General features: G+C 69.4%; 21 protein-coding genes. 12 read left to right on the forward strand and 9 right to left on the reverse strand.

Going from position 1 to position 21,218, the window contains the following annotated elements; all coding sequences use genetic code 11:
* Window positions 1-37: 37 nt before the first annotated feature.
* The 5 genes from HRC28_RS11790 (at window position 38) to HRC28_RS11810 (ending at window position 5,428) form a co-directional block, all read left to right on the forward strand.
* Window positions 38-1,153 (forward strand): NADP-dependent malic enzyme, encoded by a 1,116-nt coding sequence (locus tag HRC28_RS11790; protein WP_182380595.1) that lies wholly within the window; start codon window positions 38-40, stop codon window positions 1,151-1,153.
* A 43-nt stretch (window positions 1,154-1,196) separates the two neighbouring features.
* Window positions 1,197-2,171: a zinc-binding dehydrogenase gene (locus HRC28_RS11795; RefSeq protein WP_182380256.1), complete on the forward strand. Its 975-nt coding sequence runs from the start codon at window positions 1,197-1,199 to the stop codon at window positions 2,169-2,171.
* Window positions 2,172-2,252: 81 nt separating this feature from the next.
* A complete protein-coding gene (locus tag HRC28_RS11800) occupies window positions 2,253-2,855 on the forward strand; it encodes a carboxymuconolactone decarboxylase family protein (RefSeq protein ID WP_182380257.1) in 603 nt (200 codons plus the stop codon).
* The gene (locus HRC28_RS11805; protein WP_182380258.1) at window positions 2,852-3,730 is read left to right on the forward strand and encodes an RNA polymerase sigma-70 factor; all 879 of its coding nucleotides are present in this window, start codon (window positions 2,852-2,854) and stop codon (window positions 3,728-3,730) included. The genes HRC28_RS11800 and HRC28_RS11805 overlap by 4 nt, the downstream gene beginning before the upstream one ends.
* Before the next feature lie 225 nt (window positions 3,731-3,955).
* The gene (locus tag HRC28_RS11810) at window positions 3,956-5,428 is read left to right on the forward strand and encodes an MDR family MFS transporter (RefSeq protein WP_182380259.1); all 1,473 of its coding nucleotides are present in this window, start codon (window positions 3,956-3,958) and stop codon (window positions 5,426-5,428) included.
* A 9-nt stretch (window positions 5,429-5,437) separates the two neighbouring features.
* Here HRC28_RS11810 and HRC28_RS11815 read toward each other — a convergent pair whose 3' ends face one another.
* The gene (locus HRC28_RS11815) at window positions 5,438-6,511 is read right to left on the reverse strand and encodes an alpha/beta fold hydrolase (RefSeq protein ID WP_237111805.1); all 1,074 of its coding nucleotides are present in this window, start codon (window positions 6,509-6,511) and stop codon (window positions 5,438-5,440) included.
* Between the two features lie 72 nt (window positions 6,512-6,583).
* Window positions 6,584-7,207, reverse strand: a complete 624-nt coding sequence (locus HRC28_RS11820; RefSeq protein ID WP_237111806.1) for a TetR family transcriptional regulator — start codon at window positions 7,205-7,207, stop codon at window positions 6,584-6,586.
* A 126-nt stretch (window positions 7,208-7,333) separates the two neighbouring features.
* On the opposite strand from HRC28_RS11820, the gene HRC28_RS11825 reads away from it, so the two are divergent.
* From HRC28_RS11825 to HRC28_RS11835, 3 genes are read left to right on the forward strand one after another with little or no spacing between them, the layout of a single operon-like run.
* On the forward strand, window positions 7,334-8,437 hold the full coding sequence (locus HRC28_RS11825; RefSeq protein WP_182380261.1) for a ferredoxin reductase: 1,104 nt from the start codon (window positions 7,334-7,336) through the stop codon (window positions 8,435-8,437).
* Between the two features lie 47 nt (window positions 8,438-8,484).
* On the forward strand, window positions 8,485-9,627 hold the full coding sequence (locus HRC28_RS11830) for an acyl-CoA desaturase (protein ID WP_182380262.1): 1,143 nt from the start codon (window positions 8,485-8,487) through the stop codon (window positions 9,625-9,627).
* A 24-nt stretch (window positions 9,628-9,651) separates the two neighbouring features.
* Window positions 9,652-9,903 (forward strand): hypothetical protein, encoded by a 252-nt coding sequence (locus HRC28_RS11835; protein ID WP_182380263.1) that lies wholly within the window; start codon window positions 9,652-9,654, stop codon window positions 9,901-9,903.
* On the opposite strand, the gene ptsP is transcribed toward HRC28_RS11835, so the two are convergent.
* On the reverse strand, window positions 9,900-11,579 hold the full coding sequence (ptsP, locus tag HRC28_RS11840; protein ID WP_182380264.1) for a phosphoenolpyruvate--protein phosphotransferase: 1,680 nt from the start codon (window positions 11,577-11,579) through the stop codon (window positions 9,900-9,902). The genes HRC28_RS11835 and ptsP overlap by 4 nt on opposite strands.
* 88 nt (window positions 11,580-11,667) lie before the next feature.
* Here ptsP and HRC28_RS11845 point away from each other — a divergent pair, with 88 nt between their 5' ends.
* From HRC28_RS11845 to HRC28_RS11860, 4 genes are read left to right on the forward strand one after another with little or no spacing between them, the layout of a single operon-like run.
* A complete protein-coding gene (locus tag HRC28_RS11845; RefSeq protein ID WP_182380265.1) occupies window positions 11,668-12,435 on the forward strand; it encodes a DeoR/GlpR family DNA-binding transcription regulator in 768 nt (255 codons plus the stop codon).
* Window positions 12,432-13,421: a 1-phosphofructokinase family hexose kinase gene (locus HRC28_RS11850; RefSeq protein ID WP_182380266.1), complete on the forward strand. Its 990-nt coding sequence runs from the start codon at window positions 12,432-12,434 to the stop codon at window positions 13,419-13,421. Before HRC28_RS11845 ends, HRC28_RS11850 begins: the two co-directional genes overlap by 4 nt.
* Window positions 13,409-15,487 (forward strand): fructose-specific PTS transporter subunit EIIC, encoded by a 2,079-nt coding sequence (locus tag HRC28_RS11855; RefSeq protein ID WP_182380267.1) that lies wholly within the window; start codon window positions 13,409-13,411, stop codon window positions 15,485-15,487. The genes HRC28_RS11850 and HRC28_RS11855 overlap by 13 nt, the downstream gene beginning before the upstream one ends.
* Before the next feature lie 30 nt (window positions 15,488-15,517).
* A complete protein-coding gene (locus HRC28_RS11860; RefSeq protein ID WP_182380268.1) occupies window positions 15,518-15,778 on the forward strand; it encodes an HPr family phosphocarrier protein in 261 nt (86 codons plus the stop codon).
* A gap of 42 nt (window positions 15,779-15,820) precedes the next feature.
* Here the strand turns inward: HRC28_RS11860 and HRC28_RS11865 are convergent, their stop codons facing one another.
* The 6 genes from HRC28_RS11865 to HRC28_RS11890 all read right to left on the reverse strand — a co-directional run bounded on the left by HRC28_RS11865 (window position 15,821) and on the right by HRC28_RS11890 (window position 21,174).
* Window positions 15,821-17,437 carry a fibronectin type III domain-containing protein gene (locus HRC28_RS11865; RefSeq protein WP_182380269.1) on the reverse strand — a complete coding sequence of 539 codons (1,617 nt, stop codon included), beginning with the start codon at window positions 17,435-17,437 and terminating at the stop codon, window positions 15,821-15,823.
* Window positions 17,434-18,522, reverse strand: a complete 1,089-nt coding sequence (locus tag HRC28_RS11870; RefSeq protein ID WP_182380270.1) for a hypothetical protein — start codon at window positions 18,520-18,522, stop codon at window positions 17,434-17,436. Before HRC28_RS11870 ends, HRC28_RS11865 begins: the two co-directional genes overlap by 4 nt.
* 48 nt (window positions 18,523-18,570) lie before the next feature.
* Complete coding sequence (locus HRC28_RS11875; RefSeq protein ID WP_182380271.1) at window positions 18,571-19,038, reverse strand: hypothetical protein; 468 nt, start codon at window positions 19,036-19,038, stop codon at window positions 18,571-18,573.
* Window positions 19,039-19,218: 180 nt separating this feature from the next.
* A complete protein-coding gene (locus HRC28_RS11880; protein ID WP_182380272.1) occupies window positions 19,219-19,824 on the reverse strand; it encodes an acetoacetate decarboxylase family protein in 606 nt (201 codons plus the stop codon).
* Complete coding sequence (locus tag HRC28_RS11885) at window positions 19,821-20,504, reverse strand: hypothetical protein (protein ID WP_182380273.1); 684 nt, start codon at window positions 20,502-20,504, stop codon at window positions 19,821-19,823. Before HRC28_RS11885 ends, HRC28_RS11880 begins: the two co-directional genes overlap by 4 nt.
* Before the next feature lie 10 nt (window positions 20,505-20,514).
* Window positions 20,515-21,174 carry a TetR/AcrR family transcriptional regulator gene (locus HRC28_RS11890; RefSeq protein ID WP_202033317.1) on the reverse strand — a complete coding sequence of 220 codons (660 nt, stop codon included), beginning with the start codon at window positions 21,172-21,174 and terminating at the stop codon, window positions 20,515-20,517.
* Between the last annotated feature and the right edge of the window lie 44 nt (window positions 21,175-21,218).

Raw genomic sequence — 21,218 nt, forward strand, 5'->3', positions numbered from 1 at the left:
GGGCGAACCGGTCTTTGATCTGCACGTCGGCGGCAAGATGGCGACCGTCTCCACGGCCGACGTCAGCACCAAGGACCAGCTCTCCCTCGCGTACACCCCCGGTGTCGCCGAGGTGTGCGAAGCGATCGCTGCCGATCCGAGCCTGACCCGCCACTACACGTGGGTCCCCAACACCGTTGCGATCGTGACCGACGGCACCGCCGTCCTCGGTCTCGGTGACATCGGCCCCGCTGCGGCCATGCCCGTGATGGAGGGCAAGGCGATTCTCTTCAAGCAGTTCGGCGGCGTCGACGGCATTCCGATCTGCCTGGCGACGACCGACGTCGAGGAGATCATCGAGACCGTCGTGCGCCTGGCGCCGAGCTTCGGGGGGATCAACCTCGAGGACATCTCCGCGCCGCGTTGCTTCGAGATCGAGGACCGTCTCAAGGAGGCCCTCGACATCCCCGTCTTCCACGACGACCAGCACGGCACTGCCGTGGTCACCCTGGCCGCGCTGACCAACGCCCTCAAGTTGACCGGACGCAAGGCCGAGACGACCCGCGTCGTCATCTCCGGTGCGGGCGCCGCCGGTGTGGCGATCGCGAAGATCCTGCTCGCTGCCGGCATCCGCGACATCGCGGTGACCGACCGCAAGGGCGTCGTGAGCTCGGACCGCAACGACCTCACGCCGTCGAAGAAGGCGCTCGCCGAACTGACCGCCGACAAGTGCGGCCGTCGGGGCACCCTCGCCGATGCGTTCAACGGCGCCGACGTCTACGTCGGTGTGTCCGGCGGAACCGTGCCCGAAGAGGTCGTCGCGACCATGGCCGACGACGCGATCATCTTCGCGATGGCGAACCCGAACCCCGAGGTCCATCCCGACGTCGCCCACCGGCACGCCCGGATCGTGGCCACCGGCCGGTCGGACTTCCCGAACCAGATCAACAACGTGCTGGCCTTCCCGGGCATCTTCCGCGGCGCCTTCGACGTGCACGCGAGTTCGATCACCGAGGGCATGAAGGTCGCCGCTGCCGACGCGCTGGCCGCGCTCGTCGGCGACGACCTCACCGAGGAGTTCGTGATCCCCTCGCCGTTCGACCCGCGGGTCGGCCCGGCCGTTGCCGCGGCGGTGGCCGAGGCCGCACGCCGCGACGGCGTTGCCCGCGCCTGACCTGTTGCGCGGGGTCGACCTCGGCGCTCGCTAGGCTCGGCACGTGTTCGCTGTCTACGCCGATTCCTTTGCCGCTTCCGCCGACGAACCGCTGACCGGACTGGTCGTCGGCGAACGTCCCGACCCGGTCGCACCCGAGGGGTGGGCGACGGTCACCGTCAAGGCTGCGTCGCTGAACCACCACGACCTCTGGTCGCTGCGTGGGGTCGGCCTCAAGGCCGAGGCGCTGCCGATGATCCTCGGCTGTGACGCCGCCGGGTACGACGAGGACGGCAACGAGGTCGTCGTCCACGCGGTCGTCTCGGACCCTGCCTGGCGCGGAGACGAGACCTTCGACCCGCGCCGGTCGCTGCTGTCCGAGCGGCACCAGGGCACCTTCGCCGACAAGGTGATCGTGCCCAGGGGCAACATCGTCCCGAAGCCGGCCTCGCTGTCCTTCGAGGAAGCTGCCTGTCTGCCGACGGCCTGGCTGACTGCCTACCGGATGCTCTACACGCAGGGCGCCATGAAGCCCGGCGAGACCGTGCTGGTGCAGGGCGCCGGGGGCGGTGTCGCCACGGCGCTCATCGCCCTGGCGCGGGCGGGTGGCCTGCGGGTGCTGGCGACCAGCCGTGACGAGGCCAAGCGCGCCAAGGCACTCGAGCTCGGCGCCCACGAGGTGTTCGAGTCCGGTGCCCGGCTGCCCGTCAAGGTCGACGCCGTGATGGAGACCGTCGGGCGCGCCACCTGGTCGCACTCGATCCGCGCGCTGCGGCCCGGTGGCCGGATCGTCGTCTCGGGCACGACGTCGGGCCCGAACCTCGACGACGCCGAACTGACCCGGATCTTCTTCCTGCAGTTGAGCGTCATCGGCTCGACGATGGGCACCCGCGACGAGCTCGCGTCCCTCGTCACGATGCTCGACGCCACGGGCCTGCGGCCCGTGATCGACCGGGTGCTGCCGATGACCGAGGCGCGCGACGGCTTCGCCGCAATGGCCTCGGGTGACGTCTTCGGAAAGATCATCTTCACCCGCTGAACTTTTCTTTCGCCTTCCTGTCACACCGGGCGGTGCGTCGGTGTCAACATGCCGAACCCACCCCCACAGGAGGAGAGAGACATGACCAGCACGACGCGCGTCCCGGCCATCCCGATCGATGGTGTCTACGGGTCCCTGGTGAAGAAGTTCAGCAAGAAGATGTTCGGCAAGGTGCCCGAGTCGCTCGGCGTCCTGTGGCACCACAAGCCGGCCCTCAAGGCCACGATGGCCCTCGGCCAGAAGTCGCGGAAGTGGAACGAGGTCGACCTCGACCTCAAGTCCTACGCGCACATGGCGGTCGCGGCACAGATCGGGTGCAGCTTCTGCCTCGACCTCGGTTACTTCCAGGCGCACAACGAAGGTCTCGACCTCGACAAGGCCCGCGAAGTGCCGCTCTGGCGCACCTCCGAGGCGTTCACGCCCCTCGAGCGTGACGTCCTCGAGTACGCCGAGGCGATGACCGCCACGCCGCCCACGGTCACCGACGAGTTGTCGGCGCGACTGCTCGACGCGCTCGGTGCGCCGGGACTGGTCGAGCTGACGTCCTATGTCGGCATGGCGAACCTGATGGCGCGCGGCAATGTCGCGCTCGGCATCGAGTCGGAGGGCTTCGCCGCATCGTGCGGTCTGCGTCCGATGGCCGTGCTGGCGGGGCCCGCTGGCGTCGTACCCTCGTCGCTGTGAGCGAGGACCCGTTCGTCCGGCACCGGAACCTGCTGTTCACCGTCGCCTACGAGATGCTCGGTTCAGCGGTCGATGCCGAGGACGTCGTCCAGGAGACGTGGCTGCGCTGGGCCGAGGTCGACCACTCCGAGGTGCAGCATCCGCGCGCATACCTGGTCCGCATCGTCACCCGGCAGGCACTCAACCGGGTGCGGACGATGGCCCGCCGTCGTGAGGAGTACGTCGGCGAATGGCTCCCCGAGCCGTTGTTGACCGCGCCGGACGTGGCCGATGACATCGAACTCGCCGAGAGCGTCTCGATGGCGATGATGACGGTGCTGGAGACGCTCGGGCCGACCGAGCGCGCTGTGTTCGTGCTGCGCGAGGTCTTCGACACGCCGTACGACGAGATCGCCGAGGCCGTGGGGAAGTCGTCGGCCACGGTGCGGCAGATCGCACTGCGGGCGCGCAACCACGTCGCGGCCCGGCGGCCTCGCGTCGCGGTCGACCGCGACGAGCAACGGGCGGTCGTGGAGCGGTTCCTCGCTGCTGTGCAGACTGGCGACGTCCAGGGCCTGCTCGCCGTACTGGCGCCCGACGTGGTGTTGAAGGCCGACGGCGGGGGCATCGCGCAGGCGATCCGCAAGCCGCTCAGCGGATCGGACCCGGTGGCCCGGTTGCTGTCCAACTTCGCGCTCATCGCGCCCGGTGGCGTCGTGGAGATGGTCTGGATCAATGGTGCGCCGGCAGCCCGGATCGAGGTCCAGGGCGAGCTCACGGCCGTCAGCCTGGTGTTCGAGGGAGACCGGATCGCACGGATCTACGCGATGCGCAATCCGCACAAGTTGACCGGCCTGGTGGGGGAAACGGCGCTCAGCCGGGATGTCACGGCCTGAAACTCGTTACCGTTTTTATTCGTTGGCGGGAATCTCCCGGGGTGCGGGAGCATTGACCACCACAGGGTTTCGACGAACCTTCGATGAGTTTTCGTCGTTTCCGCTGTCGAAACGATGACGGCCCGTTCGTAGAAGTAGTGAGCGACGGGCCCACCGAGCATCGAGATGCACCTGATGGCGGCCGGCCACCGCTGGCCCATGCCACCACCAACGTTAGGACCCCCCATGACTGCGCCCATCGAGACCGGCGACATTGCCGAGTTCGAAGATGAGTTCACGAGTTCGGCGAACCCGGGCCGGACTCCACTGGTGATCAAGCTCCTGGTCGCGGCGACGTTCGTCGTGATCCTCAACGAGACGACCCTCGTCAACGCGTTGCCGCGTCTGATGACGGACTTCAACATCAGCGAGTCCACTGCCCAGTGGTCGCTGACGGTGTTCATGCTGACGATGGCGGCCGTCATCCCGGTGACGGGCTGGTTCCTGCAGCGCGTGACCACCCGGACGGCGTACGCAACAGCCATGATCACGTTCAGCATCGGCACGCTGATCGCCGCGCTGGCTCCGACCTTCGGCATCCTGCTCGTGGGCCGCGTCGTCCAGGCCGGCGGTACGGCGGTCATGATGCCGCTGCTGATGACCACCCTGATGACCGTGGTGGCCGCCGAGGACCGCGGCCGCGTCATGGGCCAGGTCACCCTGGCCATGTCCGTCGCTCCTGCGCTCGGGCCGACGGTGTCCGGCGTGCTGCTCCACTTCGGCTCGTGGCGCCTGATCTTCGTGGTCGTCCTCCCGATCGCCCTGCTGGTCGGCTTCTTCGGATTCCGGGCGTTGGAGAACGTCGGCGAGACGACCACGAGCCCGGTCAGCTGGTTGAGCGTCGTGCTCGCTGCCGGCGGTTTCAGCACCTTCGTGTTCGGCCTGAGCAAGGTCGGCAATGCGGACTGGCCCGAGCCCGCGCTGTACATCGGTGGCGGCGTCATCCTGATCGCGGCCTTCGCGGTCTACCAGCTGTTCCTGCAGCGCTCCGAGCGTCCGCTGATGGACCTGCGGACGCTGAAGCACCGCAACTACACCGTCTCGCTCGTCCTCATGTCGGCCGCCTTCATGGCCTTCCTCGGATCGATGATCCTGCTGCCGCTCTACCTGCAGAACCTGCGCGGCCTCTCCGAGCTCCAGACCGGCCTGCTGGTCATGCCCGGTGGCCTCGCCATGGGCCTGCTCGGCCCGCGGGTCGGCAAGATCTACGACCGGATCGGATCGCGACCCCTCGTGATCCCCGGCTCGATCTTCATGGTGGTCCTGATGTTCGGCCTGAGCCGGATCGGTGCCGAGACGCCGTACGCCCTCATCCTGGGGCTGCACGTGGCGCTGATGGCGAGCCTGGCGATGATCTTCACGCCGGTCTTCACCATCGGCCTGGGCGACCTCGCCCCGCACCTGTACTCGCACGGCAGCTCGCTGCTCGGGACGCTGCAGCAGGTCTCCGGTGCGATCGGTACCGCGATGCTGGTCGTCATCATGACCAACCGGAGCGAGCACCTCGCCGAGTCGGGTCACACCCAGGGCGAGGCGTTCATGGGCGGTCTGCAGTGGGCCTTCGCGACAGGTGCCATCATCGGCATCGTCGTGGTAGCGATGGCCCTGCTGTTGCCGTCCAAGGTCGAGGCTCCCGAAGGGGCACCCGCCGCACACTGACCCGCGAGGTCAGACGAGAAGTTCCTCAGCCACTTCGGCCAGGAAGTCGTCCATCGCCGTCCAGCTCAGCTGGGCGGCGCGCGGTCCGGCGACCAGGCCGAGGTGGCTGAGTCCGTCTGCGGCCGCGTAACGCGCCCCGGGTACGACGTCCACGCCCGCGCGCACGGCCGGGCCGTTGGCGATGTTGTCGGTCTCGCTGCCGACGAACAGCACCGGCGCCGTGATGGCGTCGAGGTGGACCGCGCGGTCGCTGCTCAGGTGGACCACGCCGGAATGGAGTTCGTTGCGCGCCATCAGCCGGGTGTGGATCTGGTGGTAGGCGCGGCCCGGGTAGCCGGGCATCTCGCCGATGAAGTCGTCGATCGCGGTGGTCCGGGCCAGCGCCTCGGTGTCGAGGAGGTGCCGCGCCAGGTGGACGGCCTTGGTCAGCTCGCGACGCGGCGCCATGGCCCGATAGCTGGCGCGGACCAGATGGCGGGGCACGCCGCCCAGGACTGCCGTCGGCACCACCATCGCGCGTGATCCGAGCAACCGGTCGGCAGTGATCAGCGGCTGCACGGCGGGGATCTGCCGGTAGTCGATCGGGGTGCCGAAGGCCGTCAGCGAGCCGATCGGCAGATCGGGGTGGGCGGCCGCGGTCAGCAGGCTCATCGTGCCGCCGAGGGACCAGCCGACGAGGTCGACGGCATCGGCGTCGTGATCGGCCAGCACCGCGTGGATCGCGGTGGGCAGGATGTCGTCGATCCAGGTCTCGAAGCCCATCGCGCGGTCCGCGAAGCCGATGGAGCCGTAGTCGATGAGGTACGTCGCCCGGTCGGCGTCGACGAGATGGGCGGCCAGGCTCTGGCCCGGTCGGAGATCGAAGCAACGCGCGGACACGGCGAGGGGCGGCACCAGGAGCACGGGACGGGGCGCCGTGGCGGACGTGGCGCGGTCGTAGCGGCTCAGCCGGCGGTGCGGCTCGTCACTGAGGACGGTGGTCGGCAGGCCGTCGTACTGTTCGACGCCGTCGCCGAAGGGCGAGATCGCCCAGGCGTTGCGGGCAGCGGTACTGAGCGTGGTCGTCAGGGGAGCGGAGGACACCGCGTCAGCGTGACGGTCCCGGCGCGCCACGTCCATCGAACGTGACGAGCGTGACGGTTGGCTGATCGGCGGTCAGCGGTCCGAGCGCCAGTGCTTCGCGCCGATCAGCATCATCCGGAGCTGGGCACGGGTGCTGTCGGCGATCTTGCGTTCCGCGGGGGAGCCGGGCCCGGCCGTGAGCAGCCGCTCTGCGGTCGTCACCATCGCGCCGACGATCAGCGAGGACAGCGTCTGGAGGTCCTCCTCGGACCAGCTGTCCGTGCCCGGCAGGTGAGCGAGGTCGGTGGCCAGTTCGCGTTCGGCCAACTCGATCCCGCGGGCGATCGCCTCGCGGACCGGCGGGGGACCGGCAAACCGTTCCCGTGCGATGAAGCCGAAGTGCGCATGGTGCTGGCGGACCTGGTCGACCAGCACGGTGACCGATCCGTCGATGATCGAGCGTGCGTCGTTGCCGACGGTGTGCCGGAGTTCGCGCAGCAGGGTGCGCAGGGTGTCGAGGGACTCCTCCACCAGCGCCAGGCCGAGGTCGTCGATCGAGGGGAAGTGCCGGTAGAACGCGGTCGGCACGATGCCGACCTCCTTGGCGACCTGCCGCAGGGACAGGGCGACCAGGGTCGTGTCTGCCGACAGCCCCAGGGCCGCATCCAGAATCGCGCGGCGCGTCTTCTCCTTGCGCTCCACGCGGGTCTCGGTCACCTCACCATCCTACCGTGAGTGAACATGTGTGCACTGTCACGCGCGAGGCGCGTTGACCGGCGGTGCAGAACGCGTCAGAGTTTCGGTGTACAGACGTACACCCAAACTTCCACCGAAGGAGGCCGAATGTCCGCGATCCTGCGTTCCCGGCTCGTTGGCGCACTCGCCAGCCCGCATGGTGTCGACCGCTACCTCGAACGCTTCAACCCGATGTGGGCTGCCCACGAGGTCCGCGCCCGGATCGTGTCGATCCACCGCGAGACCGACGGCGACGCCCCGGTCGCAACCCTGACCCTCCAGCCCACGTCCACGTGGCGCGGCCACCAGGCCGGCCAGCACGTCCTCGTGGGCGTCGAGATCCCCGGCGTGGCCAAGCGCTACACCCGGGCGTTCTCGATCTCCTCGGCCGCGTCGGGCAAGGGGGAGCGGTTCACCCTCACGATCCGCGCTCACGACGAAGGCCAGGTGTCGTCGTACCTCGTCCGCGAGGCGGCGCCCGGTCAGATCATCCACCTCAGCCAGGCGCAGGGCGAGTTCACCCTCGTCGAGAGCCCGGCGACCCCGACCATCAGCCGCCTGCTCTTCATCACCGGCGGCTCGGGCATCACGCCGGCGATGTCGATGATCCGCACGCTGCTGCGTGACGGGTATCAGCGCGACGGTGTGGCCCACGCCGGCCGCAAGGTCACCTTCCTGCACTTCGCCCGCAGCGCCGAGGACCAGATCTTCGCCGATGAACTTGCCGAGATCGCCGCGGCCGACAACGGCATCGATGTCCACCTGCGCTACGGCGACCAGGTGTTCAGCGAGTTCGAACTCCGTCGGCTGGTGGCGGACTACCGCGACACCGACACGTGGCTCTGTGGCCCTCCGGGGCTCGTCGAGCTGGTCAAGGCGGCGTACGACGACTCGACCCGGCTGCGGATGGAGTTCTTCAAGCCCGCCGTTGCCCGGGCTGCCCGTCCCGGCGAGGAGATCGAGGGCGACATCGCCTTCACCCGCTCCGGCAAGACCGTCGCCGCCTCCGGCGCCAGCATCCTCGAGCAGGCCGAGCAGGCCGGGCTCACGCCCGAGTTCGGCTGCCGGATGGGCATCTGCTTCTCGTGCACGCGCACCAAGACCGTGGGCACCGTCCGCAACATCCTGACCGGCGAGGAGTCCGCTGTGCCGGACGAGGAGGTCCGCATCTGCGTGACCGCCGCCGCCGGTGACTGCCACATCGACCTGTGAGTTTCGAGGCTCGCTCCGCTCGCACCTCAACCACCGAAGGAATTCTGATGACTGACACCATCGTGGAGACCACGAACGAGAAGTACCACGGCCTGACCCACGCCGAGATCGACAGCCTCGGCGCCGAGCTCGACGCCCTGCGCCTGCGCACGATCGCCGACCTGGGCGAGCCCGACGCGGAGTACCTCCGCAAGGTCGTCAAGGCCCAGCGCAGCTTCGAGATCGCCGGCCGCGCCTTGTTCTACCTGCCGCCGGCCTGGCCGCTGGCCGTCGCCTCCCTGAGCGTGTCGAAGATCCTCGACAACATGGAGATCGGCCACAACGTCATGCACGGCCAGTACGACTGGATGGGCGACCCCGCGTTCAACTCCCGCCAGTTCGACTGGGACACGATGGCGCCGGCCGAGAACTGGAAGTACGGCCACAACTACATGCACCACACGTACACCAACATCGTGGGCAAGGACCGCGACGTGGGGTACGGCATCCTCCGGATGGACGAGGACCAGAAGTGGCGCCCCATCTACCTCGGGAACCCGCTCTACGCGTTCTTGCTGATGACCTTCTTCGAGTGGGGCGTGGCGGTCCACGACCTCGAGGCCGAAGAGGTGCTGGCCGGTCGTCGCCCGCTCTTCCGCGGCGAGAACGCCCCGATCTGGCGCCGGCTCCGCAAGAAGATGGGCAAGCAGATCCTCAAGGACTACGTCCTGTTCCCGCTGCTGACCGGCCCGTTCTTCCTCAGCACCCTGGCTGGCAACTTCACGGCCAACATCATCCGCAACATCTGGACCTTCAACATCATCTTCTGCGGTCACTTCCCGGCGGGCGTCGCGACGTTCACCGAGGAGGAGACCGAGAACGAGACCCGCGGCCAGTGGTACCTGCGCCAGATGCTCGGCTCGGCCAACATCACCGGCAGCAAGCTGATGCACGTGATGAGCGGCAACCTGTCGCACCAGATCGAGCACCACCTGTTCCCGGACATCCCGGCGCGCCGTTACCCGGAGATGGCCGTCGAGGTCCAGGAGATCTGCGAGCGCTACGGCCTGCCCTACAACACGGGCTCCCTGCCCCGGCAGCTGTTCAGTGTCTTCAAGAAGATCGTCCGCCTCGCGTTCCCGGGCGGCAAGACGCCGGCGGCGCCCGTCCGCGGTCCGCAGGCCGTGATCGACGACTCGTTGGCTGCCTGAGCCTTGACAGGGGACACTGGACCCATGAACGACGGACGCGACCACCTCAGCAAGGCCGAGATCGCCAAGGACACCATGCAGTCAGGTGTCGAGGCCGCGGCTCACACCGTGGGTGAGGTGGCCACGATCCTGACCCGTGCCGTCGGTGAGGTCGCCAGTGCGGTGGGCGGATTCGCCACGGAGATCTTCGAGATCCGTGAGTCCTCCCGCCGGGCGATCGCGGAGCACGGCCAGGACGAGGCTTCGTCGACGATCGAGGTCGACCCGGAGGCCTAGGCTCCCGAGGTATCGACGAGGCGCGCGGCCTCGCGTGCTGCGGAAGGATCCGCAGCCGCGAGCGCCGCGTCCGCCATTTTTCGACACTGGTCGAGGGTGACCGTGGCGAGCTGTGCCCCGACGGGGCGGACGGCAGCGGCCGCCATTGACAGCGACGTGATCCCGAGACCCACCAGGACACAGGCCAGGAGGGGATCGGCCGCGGCTTCCCCGCACACGCCGACGGGCTTCCCCGCGCGCTGCCCGGCCTGCGCGGTGAGGGCGACGAGCTGGAGGACCGCTGGCTGCCACGGGTCGGTCAGGTGGGCGAGGTCGCTGCACATCCGGTCCGCAGCCATCGTGTACTGGGTCAGGTCGTTGGTGCCGATCGAGAGGAAGTCGACCTCGGCGAGCATCCGGTCAGCCAGCAGGGCGGCGCTGGGGACTTCGACCATCACGCCGACCTCGAGACCACGGGACCGGACGGCCGCGGCGAAACCGCGTGCCTCATCGACGGTGGCCACCATCGGAGCCATCACCCACGTCCGAGTACCGGTCCGCTCGGCTGCGGCGGCGACGGCGTCGAGTTGGCGATCGAGGAGTCCCTGGTCGGTGAACGACAGGCGGAGCCCGCGCACTCCCAGCGCCGGGTTCTCCTCGTCGCCGTGGGTCGCGAAGGCGATCGGCTTGTCGGACCCGGCATCGAGCGTGCGCACGACGACGTGCTGCCCGTCGCGCGCGAAGGGAGCGAGGACCTCGGCGTAGAGGAGTGTCTGCTCCTCCACGCTCGGTTCGGTCTCGCGATCGAGGAAGCTGAGCTCGGTCCGGAAGAGGCCGACCCCCTCGACGGGACCGCGCGCGGCGGCGGCGGAGGACGCGGCGTCCGCGACGTTGGCGAGCAGCTTCACATCGTGGCCGTCGGCCGTCCGGCACGGACCCTCCCACTCGGCCAGTGCGGCCCGGGAGGAAGCATCGGCAGCGACTCTCGCGGACGAGGCCGCCGGGTCGGGATCGACCTCGATCGTGCCGGTCGCTCCGTCGACCAGCAGTTGGCGTCCGGCTGAGGCGGCGACGACGCCGGCGGCTCCCACGACGCACGGGATGCCGAGCTGGCGCGCGATGATCGCGGTGTGGCTCGTCGGGCCGCCGCGCTCGGTGACCAAGGCGATCACCAGGGCCGGATCGAGTCCGGCGGTGTCGGCCGGAGCGAGATCGGCGGCCACGAGGATCGTCGGCGCCGTCGGCATCGAGACCCCCGGTTCGGGCTCGCCGACGAGACGGGCGATGATCCGGCTGCGAATGTCGCGCAGGTCGGTCACCCGCTCGGCCATCAGTCCGCCCATGCCGGTGAACACGGTCACGAACTGCTCGACGGCCCGGTCCACGGCGGTCAGCAGCGGTTCGCCGGCGCGCAGGTTCTTGCGGACCGCCCCGCGCAGGCCCCGATCGGTGGCCAGGCCCGCGCTCGCGATCAGCACGCCCGCGGTCGCGCCGTCGACGGTGGTGGCCTTCTCGCGGAAGCCTTCGGCGACCACGGCCGCCGCGGCGTCGTAGGCGGCAAGGGCGGCCACGTCGTCGGCGTGGCCGCCGTCTCCGTACGTCCTGATCGCCTCTTCGGGGACGGCGGAGACGGTGACCTGCGCAGGTCCGTAGGCGAGGCCGGGGACAACGGGAGTGCCGTGCAACGTGGTGACCATGCTCACACGCTAATCCGAACACCCCTTGACAAGCAACGGAAACGGGCATAAAACAACACAAACAAAGATTCGTGAGGGAGGTCACACCATGTACGCCGAGGAACGCCAGCAGGCCGTCGTCCAGCAGGTCGTCGCTCAGGGCCGGATGTCGGTGGCGGAGATCGCCGCCCTCTTTGCCGTGACGACCGAGACGGTGCGGCGTGACCTCACCGCTCTCGAAGCGCTCGGCCTGGTTCGGCGTGTGCACGGTGGTGCTGTCCCGGCGTCGGCACTCACCACCCTCGAGCCAGCGCTGGGTGAGCGGGACGCGGCGAACGTCGAGGCCAAGGGCCGGATTGCCCGCGCTGCGCTCGAGCTGTTGCCCCCCGCCGGCGCGTCGATCCTCCTCGACGCAGGGAGTACGACGGCGCGACTGGCCGACGCGATTCCGGCGACGCACCGCCTGGTCGTCTTCACGCACAGCGTTTCGATCGCCGCACGGCTGGCCGGCAACGACCGGATCGAGCTGCACCTCCTGCCCGGCCGCGTGCGTCCCCACACCCACGCCGCAGTCGGCGCCACCACCGTCGCGGCCGTCGGCGTACTTCGTGTCGACATGGCCTTCATGGGCGCCAACGGGGTCAGCGTCGGTCACGGGTTCTCGACGCCGGACAGCGAGGAGGCGGCGACCAAGCGTGCGTTCGTCCTGGCAGCCGATCGGGTGGTAGGCCTCGTTGACGCCACCAAGGTGGGCGTCGACAGCTCGGTGCGGTTCGCTGCGCTCGACGAGGTCGACGTCCTGGTCACGGACGCATCGATCCAGCGCGACGACCGCGCGGCGATCGCCGGGGCCGACATCGAGGTCGTGGTCGCGTGATCGTCACCGTCACCCCCAACCCCAGCATCGACCGGACGGCGGAGCTCCCGGGTCCGCTCGTGCGGGGCGGGGTCCACCGCGTCGCCGGGATCGTCGACCAGCCGGGTGGGAAGGGCGTCAACATCTCCCGGGCCTGTGTCGCTGCCTCTGTGCCGACCTGCGCGGTGCTGCCCGCGGACGCCGACGGTTCCTTCGTGCGGGAGCTGGAGGCGTTCGGCGTCCCGTGCAGTCCTGTCCCACCGGCGGGAGCGATGCGGGTGAACCTGACTCTCACCGAGCCCGACGGCACCACCACCAAGCTCAACACCGCCGGCGCACCTGTGTCGGCGAGCGACCTCGCGTCCCTCGCCGACCGGGTCATGGACCTGCCCGCGGTCTGGGTCGTGCTGGCCGGCTCATTGCCGCCGGGGGCGCCGACGGACTGGTACTCCGTCCTGGCCGCCCAGCTGCGTGCTGCGGGGCGCCTGGTCGCCGTGGACACCAGTGATGCGGCGCTGGAGGCGCTGGTGGCAGGCCTGACCTCCGCCGGAGCGCCGAGCCTGCTCAAGCCGAACGCGGAGGAGCTGGCTGCCGTGGCCGGGATCGACCCGGAGCTGCTGGAGAACGACCCCGTCCGGGTCGCGCTGGCGGCCCGTGGCCTGGTCCGTCGCGGTGTCGGTGCCGTCCTGGCGACACTGGGCGGTGCCGGTGCCGTCCTGGTCGACGGCACGGGTGCCTGGTACGCCGAGGCTCCAGCGACCCGTGTCGTGAGCACCGTGGGAGCAGGGGACAGCAGTCTCTTCGGCTACCTGCGCGCTGAACTGCGTGGCATGTCGGCGCCCGAGCGCCTGGCCGAGGCCGTTGCCTACGGCAGCGCGGCGGCGGGTCTGCCCGGAACCACCGTGCCCACGCCTGCAGACCTCCGGATCGATGCGGTCCGGATCCAAGAGCTCGACCTGCCGTCGAGCACCACCTCCATCGAAGGAGCGCCGTCATGGCAGAGTTGATGACCGTCGGGCTGGTCAGCCTCGACAACGATCTCGGGAGCGACAAGGACGCCGTGATCGCGGCGCTCGCCGCGGTCGTCGCAACGGAGGGCCGCTCGACCGATGTCGACCTGCTGCGCGCCGATCTCCGCGCCCGCGAGGCGAAGTCTGCGACCGGCATGAAGGACGGTATCGCCATCCCGCACTGTCGCTCGGCTTCAGTCACCGAGCCGACGCTGGCCTTCGCCCGGCTGACTCCCGGCGTCGACTTCGGCGCCAAGGACGGCCCAGCCGACCTGGTGTTCCTCATCGCGGCGCCGGATGGCGGCGGCAACGCGCACCTCCAGATCCTCGCGAAGCTCGCGCGGTCACTCGTGAAGTCCGAGTTCACCGACTCGCTCCGCGCCGCTGCGACACCCGAGGACGTTGTCGCCATCGTCCGGGCCGTGGTTGCTCCGCCCGCCGACACCGGCGCGCAGGCGAGTGCCTCGCCGGTCGTGGAGCACGTCTCGGCCGCGAAGCGCCGTCTCGTCGCCGTCACCGCGTGCCCGACGGGCATCGCGCACACCTACATGGCGGCCGAAGCACTCGAGGGTGCGGCCGCCCGGGCCGGCGTCGACATCGCCGTCGAGACCCAGGGGTCGGCGGGGGCGAAGCCGTTGTCGCAGGCCACCATCGACGCTGCCGAAGCCGTGATCTTCTCGGTCGACGTCGGCGTCCGGGACCGCGGCCGCTTCGCCGGCAAGCCCCTGGTCTCCACCAGCGTGAAGCGCCCGATCGACGACGGCGACGCGGTCATTGCCGACGCGCTACGGGCTGCCACCGATCCTGATGCAGCCCGGGTCGAAGGCGCTGCAGGCGGCGGTACGACGGACGCCTACGCGTCGACGACGGGCGAGTCGTGGGGCGGGCGGACCCGGCGTGTGCTGATGACCGGCGTGTCCTACATGATCCCGTTCGTGGCTGCCGGTGGCCTGCTCATCGCACTCGGTTTCCTCCTCGGCGGCTACGACAGCGCCAACGTCGCGGGGGACATCCTGGTCAACCACACTCTTCTCGACCCGCCGTCCCCGGCGTCGTACGGCCTTGACCACGTCGCCTTCGACTCGGGTGTCCTGCTCTACCTCGGCGTCCTGCTCTTCGTGATCGGCAAGGCCGCGTTCGCACTGTTCGTGCCGGCCTTCGCGGGTTACATCGCCTACGCGATCGCGGACCGTCCCGGGCTCGCTCCGGGCTTCATCATGGGCGCCCTGGCGACCAACCTGGTCGGGTTCGCCAGCGCGGACGATGTGCCCGTCGGGGCCGCGCAGACCGGATTCATCGGCGCGATCGTCGGTGGCGTACTCGCCGGTGTCGTGGCGCTGTGGGTCTCGCGATGGAAGGTGCCGACCTGGGCCCGCGGCCTGATGCCGGTGCTCGTGGTGCCGCTGGTGACGAGCATCGTCGCCGGCCTGGTCATGCTCCTCTTGCTCGGTCGGCCCATCACCTGGCTGATGGAGCGGCTCAATGACGGACTCAACAGCATGGACGGCTCCAACGCCATCGTCCTCGGGGCGGTGCTCGGCATGATGATGGCCTTCGACATGGGTGGGCCGCTCAACAAGGTCGCCTACAGCTTCGCCGTGCTGGGCATCGGCGGTGCCAGCCTCGCGACCGGCGCCCCCGAGCTGAAGATCATGGCCGCCGTGATGCTGGGCGGCATGGTCCCGCCGATCGCCCTGGCCCTCGCGACCTTCGTGCGCCCCGGTCTGTTCACCCCCGCCGAGCGCGAGAACGGCAAGGCGGCCTGGTTGCTCGGGGCGTCGTTCATCACCGAAGGGGCGATCCCGTTCGCGGCGGCGGACCCGCTGCGCGTCATTCCGGCCATCGTGCTGGGGAGCGGCGTGACCGGCGGCCTTGCCCAGGCTTTCGACGTGGGCCTGCGTGCGCCCCACGGCGGCATCTTCGTGCTGTTTGCTGTCGACGGCGTGGCGGGGTTCATGATCGCCCTGGTCGCCGGTGTCCTGGTCTCTGCGACCGCCGTCATCGCGCTCAAGTCGGTCGGTCGCCCGGTCGCGCAGCCCGAGTCCGAACTCGCTCACGTCTGATTCGTTCACACCCACCCGAAAGGCAGTCCCATGCACACCATCACCGTGACCGTCGGTTCCGCCGTCGGCCTGCACGCCCGCCCGGCCGGCATCATCGCCGAGGCCGCCGAAGAACTCGGGTCCGAGGTGTTGATCGGGCTCCCGGGCGACGAGGCCGTCGACGCCAGCTCCGCCCTGCTGATCATGACGCTCGGCGCCGGCCACGGCGACCGCGTGGAGGTGTCGGGCGAGGTCGAGTCCGACGTTGCGGCGGTCGCCGCTCTTGTCGAGCAGGATCTCGACGCTGAGTGAGGTCCCAGGTCCTGCCGGCCGGGACAGGATCAGTTCTGGCGGCTACTCAGCCTGGACGTCGGAGGATGTCCCTGCCGGCGCGCTCGCCGGTGCCTGCAGGGCCGCTGCCCCGAGGATGAACGTCGAGAACGCCGTGCCGACGTTGCCGGCGTTGTCGGTCGCCGTCACGGTGAACACGTAGGTGTCGGCGGCGTTGAAGCCTGCGCTCAGGATGGTCGGCGTCCGGTGGAGTGCCAGGCCGAGAGCGGCCATGGTCAGGTTGTTGCACGCGACGATCCAGTCCGAGGGGTTGGCCCCGCTGCCGTCGTAGCACCTGCCGTCGGACTGGCGCTTGAGCTGGTACGTGACGGTCGAGAGTCCGCTGTCCCCGTTCTCCAGGACGTTCGCGCAGAGGCGGAGGCCGGCGCCGCCCCCCAGGGTGCAGTCGACGTCCCCGAACGTCGCGCCGGTGGTGCCGGGTGCCGGAACGAAGCCGTTGACCGTCGGAGCGGCGCCGTCCACCGTCACCACGGCGTTGTTGACCGTGGCCGACGATCGCCCTGCGTTGTCGGTGAAGAAGTAGTCGACCTCGTGCGTTCCCTGCGCGAGCGTCGGCAGGGTGAGCGGCCCCGGCCCGGTGACCGTCGTGAGTGCCCCGGCGTTCGAGTCGACGCGGTAGGAGATCGAGGCGATCCCGTTGAGGTCGCTCGCCGTGAGCTGGACGTTGGCGCCGGTCGTCGTCACGGTCGGCGACAGGGAACCGGTCGGGAGGGCGTTGTCGATGGCGCGTGTCGTGAAGGCAGTGGCGGTACCACCCACGTTGTTGGTCGCCGTCACCGTGAACGTGTAGATGTCGTCTTCCGCGTAACTGGGGTTGAAGAGGCGGTCGGTGAAGTAGTTGGCGCCGCCGCTCGTCGGGATCGATGGGCAGCCAGAGCTCGGCCAGTCGCCTTCGCCGGCGCCGGTGCCGTCGTAGCAACGACCATCTGAAGCACGGCTGATCTGCACCGTGACCGCGCTGATCGTGGTGCCCATGGGGGTGGTGACGTTCGCGCATACTCGACGGTCGTTGTTGGTCGTGCACGAGATGGCAGCCCAGGTGGCGCCAAACGTGCCGTTCGTGGGCCGGATGTTGGTGATCACCGGCTGGGCGATCACGACGACGTTGACGCTGACGTTCGCGGGTGCCGAGGTGGCGGTCCAGGATCGGTACACGGCGATCACGCGGTAGGCGTAGCTCCCGCTGGTGACGCCGGTGTCCGTGCACGACGTGGCGGAGAGCAGGCTCGCGGGCGAGCTGCCGCAGACGTTGACCGTCGTGGGACCCGTCGTACGCGTGACGTAGTACCCGTCGGGGACCGGCGTGCCGGACGAAGCGGTCCAGGTGACGTTCACGCTCGCACTGGTACCGACCTGGGTGGCGGAGACATTCGTGGGGGCCGAGAGCGATCCCACGCCGCCAGTGGCCGTGTCGAAGCCGGTGGCGCCGAAGTAGGCGACGACACTGCCGGCGAGGACGAGCAGCACGGCGACGGAGACGGCGACGACGCCGATGACTTCGACGCGGGCACTGCGCAGTCCGTGCCGCGCGCGAGCGGCGACATGGCGGGGCTGGCGGCGGCTCTTGCGTCGCTCAGCGGCCGAGCGCTTGCGCGACGAGGAGACGCGACGGGCGTTCACGCGCCAGCTCCCTTCGCGTTGAGGCGAAGATCGACGTCGACGCCCTTGCACATGTCCTGGTTGGCGGACGTGTTGAGCATCCGGATCGCCGGCCAGTCGGCGCGCGCGACGCCGAGTTGCGAGAGCGTGCGTGTGCTGTTCGGCGGGACGACCAGGGTGGCCGGGCCGCCGTACGCGAGGATCTCGAAGTTGTCGACCGCGCAACCGCCGGGCTGGCTGCTGGTGTCGGTGCCCTCGATGGTCACGCCGATGTTCGACACGGTCATCGCTGCGTCGAACGGGTTGGTGATCTCCATGTCGATCGCCGCTTCCGGTGCACCGGGTGCGAGTTCACGGTCGGGGTCGCCGGAGACCGGGAAGTTCGGGTAGGTCTGCGGGAGGACGACGAGGTACGCCGACGCGGTGGCCGAGGACAGCAACGACTTGCCGGCGACGGTGATCAGATACGTGCCGGGGACGACGTTGGTCGCCGTCCTGATCGTGATCGTCGCGGTGTTGCCGAGGATCGACAGCGACGGGCTGACCGTGGCCGTCGCGTACTGCGGGACGCCGGAGAGGGTGAGCCCGATCGGGCCGGCCAGCAGGCCGCGGTTGATGTTCAGGGTGAACGAGGTCGTCTCGCCGTCCACCACGGTCCGCAACGGGGGAGCGAGGGTCATCGTGAAGCCGGTCGGAAGGGTCACGACGAGCTTGACGGTGACCGTGGTGGTGCTGGCGCCGTTGGTGGCGGTGATCTTGAGGAAGTGCGTGCCGACCGGCGTGGAGCCGGACGTGAGCACCGAGATCACCGCAGGAAGGCCCGCGGGGACGGGGTTCGGGAGGATGGTGACGACCGAGGCGCTCGGTGCACCGGTGACCGAGAGGTTGACCGGTCCCAGGAGGGATCCGGGGCCGCTGACGGCGACCGCGACGACCGCGTTACCGCCGAGGGCGACACCGACGGTGCTCTGCGTGGCGGTGAGGGTCAGTTCCGTTCCAACGGTCGTGGACGCCGTACGAAGGGGAGCGGATCCGACCGACGCGACCAGGAGGACAGCGAGCAGCGTGAGCAGGAGACGAGATCTCCCGGTCCAGTGCTTCAACATGATGGCCTCTCGGTCGCGTCGGTCGTCAGATCCAGCAGGGATTCAGCGTCAGCTGACGGTGACGGTGTAGGTCAACGTGGCGCCCTTGCAGCCGTCCTGGTTCACGCCGGTGTCGATCATCTGGACCTTGAAGGAGCCGGGGACCGAGCCGCCGGCAGCAACGTCGACGCCAGCGTTCGAGGTGATGTCGGTGATGGCGAAGTCGGCTGCGGAGCAGGTGCCCGTCGCGTCCACGTCGGTGATCTCGACGGTGGTGCCGGTGATCTGCTTGGTGCCCTCTTCGTCGTTGTCGACGGCGAAGCTGATGGTGTCGATGTCGCCGTCCGGCGTCAACGTGGTGCCGTCGCCGACGGTGGCGTCGTCGATGAGAACGGTCCATTCGCCTTCGTTGGCGACCGACGCGGTGGTGTCATCGCTGCCGGTGCTGGTCCAGTACGCGAACGCGGCGCTGGCGGTGATGACGAGTGCGCCGACGCCACCGGCGACGGCGAACTTCTTCTTCTTGGAAATGGCCATGAGAGTGCCCCTGTGATCTGTGAATGCTGGTGGATGCCGCAGCAACGCCGGCCGAGATCACGGAAATGCCACGGGTGGAGGAACCACAGCGACCAACCGCAACGGCTGATGGGTGTTACGTGGCCGGGGACATCGGAAACGATGGTTGACAGCCGGGCTGGCTGCCGAGGACGAGACTGGTCAGACGAAGGAGAGCCGGAACGACGACATCCGGAACGATCCCAGCTGACGCGCGTCGCCCAGGAAGGCGAGTGGTCCGTCGCTGGCGAACGACCAGCGAGCCCGGCAGGGGAGCGCCTTCGCGTTGCCCTTCATCACGACGTTGGCCGTCTCCGGGTGATCGGCGATGCCGGGTTGGACGACCCGGCCCGTGAACGGCACCCGGGGCGCTGCGCGGGACACGTCGGTGAAGCTCGCGTCGACGATGGGACGACGGTTGTCCAGGGCGGTCCAGTCGGTCGAGGTGACCGGGCCACGGAAGCTGCTCTCCATGTCGAAGTCGCACAACTGCTTCGGGATGGCCCAGAGTTCGCGGCCACCGGCCTGCGATGCCGCCGAGTCGACCCAGATGTCGGTGATGGTGACGGCGCCCTTGCCGTCGTCGTTCTTTGTCGTCCGGGCGACGAGTAGTTCGTGGTACGTCAACGGGCTCGGCTCTTCGTAGGAGACCAGCGCGACGCCGTACGTCCCGGCGGGGTGACGCTCATCGACGTCCTCGCTCACCCGGAAGACGGACAGCCAGAGCGAGCCATGCATGTGCCACGGCGCGGGGGGATACGGGTTCACTCCTGCTTCTCGCCGTCGCCGGCGTCCATGAACATCTGTGCGGTGTGCTCGAGCTCGGCCTCCATTGCTGCGGGCAGCGCGTCGGTGAGCTTGGCGGCCGTGGGGCTCTCCTCGCGGGGCACCAGTCGTGCGGCGGCCCCTTCGATCGCACCGGCGACGTCGATGACGGTGGCCTGCTGCACATAGGGCTGGCCGAGCTCGCGGGCGACGTACTTGGCGACGAAACGGCGCAGCTCGCCCTCGACGTTGGCGGCCCTGCTGGTGATCGAGGCGCGCAGGCCCTGGGCCTTGAGGCGTACGACGACCTGGGCCGGCGTGGGCGGGGCGACCTCGAGCTGGATGGAGAGGTCGGCGCACGCGTGGGCGGTGATCACCAGGGGCAGGGTGATGTCGGCGTCGAAGTCCAGCTTGTCCATGGCCAGGTCGAGGGTGAACTTCAGCGTCACCGGCAGCTCGACGTTGAAGGTGACGGGCAGGGTGTCGACCCGCTGGCCGGTCGCCGTGCCGATCTGGCCCTTCGCAATCACCTTGGCGATGCGGCCGGGGCCGACGCCGATCGGGCCGACCTCGATCGGGCGCCCGGCGAGGACGTTCACGCCGTTCAGGACGCGGTCGGTGGTGACGGCGGTCGAGAAGAAGCGCTCGCCCCAGGTCGCATAGGTGATGAGTTCGTCGCTCACCCGCGTCACCCTAGTGGGCAATGATCCTTCCGCGGGGGCCGGTCGCGAGCCCGCGCACCGTCATTGCCAGGGTCTTCTCGATCGCGGCCTCGCGGTCGGCGGGACCGAAGTCACGCAGCGGGCCGTCGATGAACAGCAGGGCGAGCCCGTGGACCGCGGCCCAGGGGCCGGCTTCGGCTCCCGGGCGGTCCTCGGGCGCCAGGTAGCCGACCTCGACGAGCTCGTCGAGCATCTGCCCGAGCAGTGCGTACGGCCCCATCGCGTTGAGGCCGGGATCGGGGTCACTCGCCCCGCGCAGCTGTCCGGTGAAGCAGGTCCGGAAGATCCCGGGCTCCTCCTGTGCGAACCGGATGTAACCGCGTCCGGTCGAGCCGAGCCGGGCGATCGCACGCTGAACGGGATCGGCGTCGGTCGGAACCTGGCCGAGGTAGTCGGCCATCGCCACGACCATTCCGTCCATGGCCAGCTCCCGGGCCGCCGCCAGCAGGTCGGCCTGGTTGGAGAAGTGCCGGTAGGCCGCGGTGGGGGTGACGCCGACCTCGCGCGCGGCGCCCCGGATGGTGACCGCGTCGGGGCCGCCCGTGGCCGCCAGGTCGGCTGCCGCCCGCGCCAGCGCATTGCGCAGGTCGCCGTGGTGGTAGCTGCTCCGGGCGGCGGTCGGGGTGGTCACGGATACATGTTGACACCTGTGCACATCCATGCCAAGTTAACGCT

Origin of the sequence: Nocardioides sp. WS12 (assembly GCF_014108865.1) — a bacterium.
Lineage (GTDB): Bacteria > Actinomycetota > Actinomycetes > Propionibacteriales > Nocardioidaceae > Nocardioides.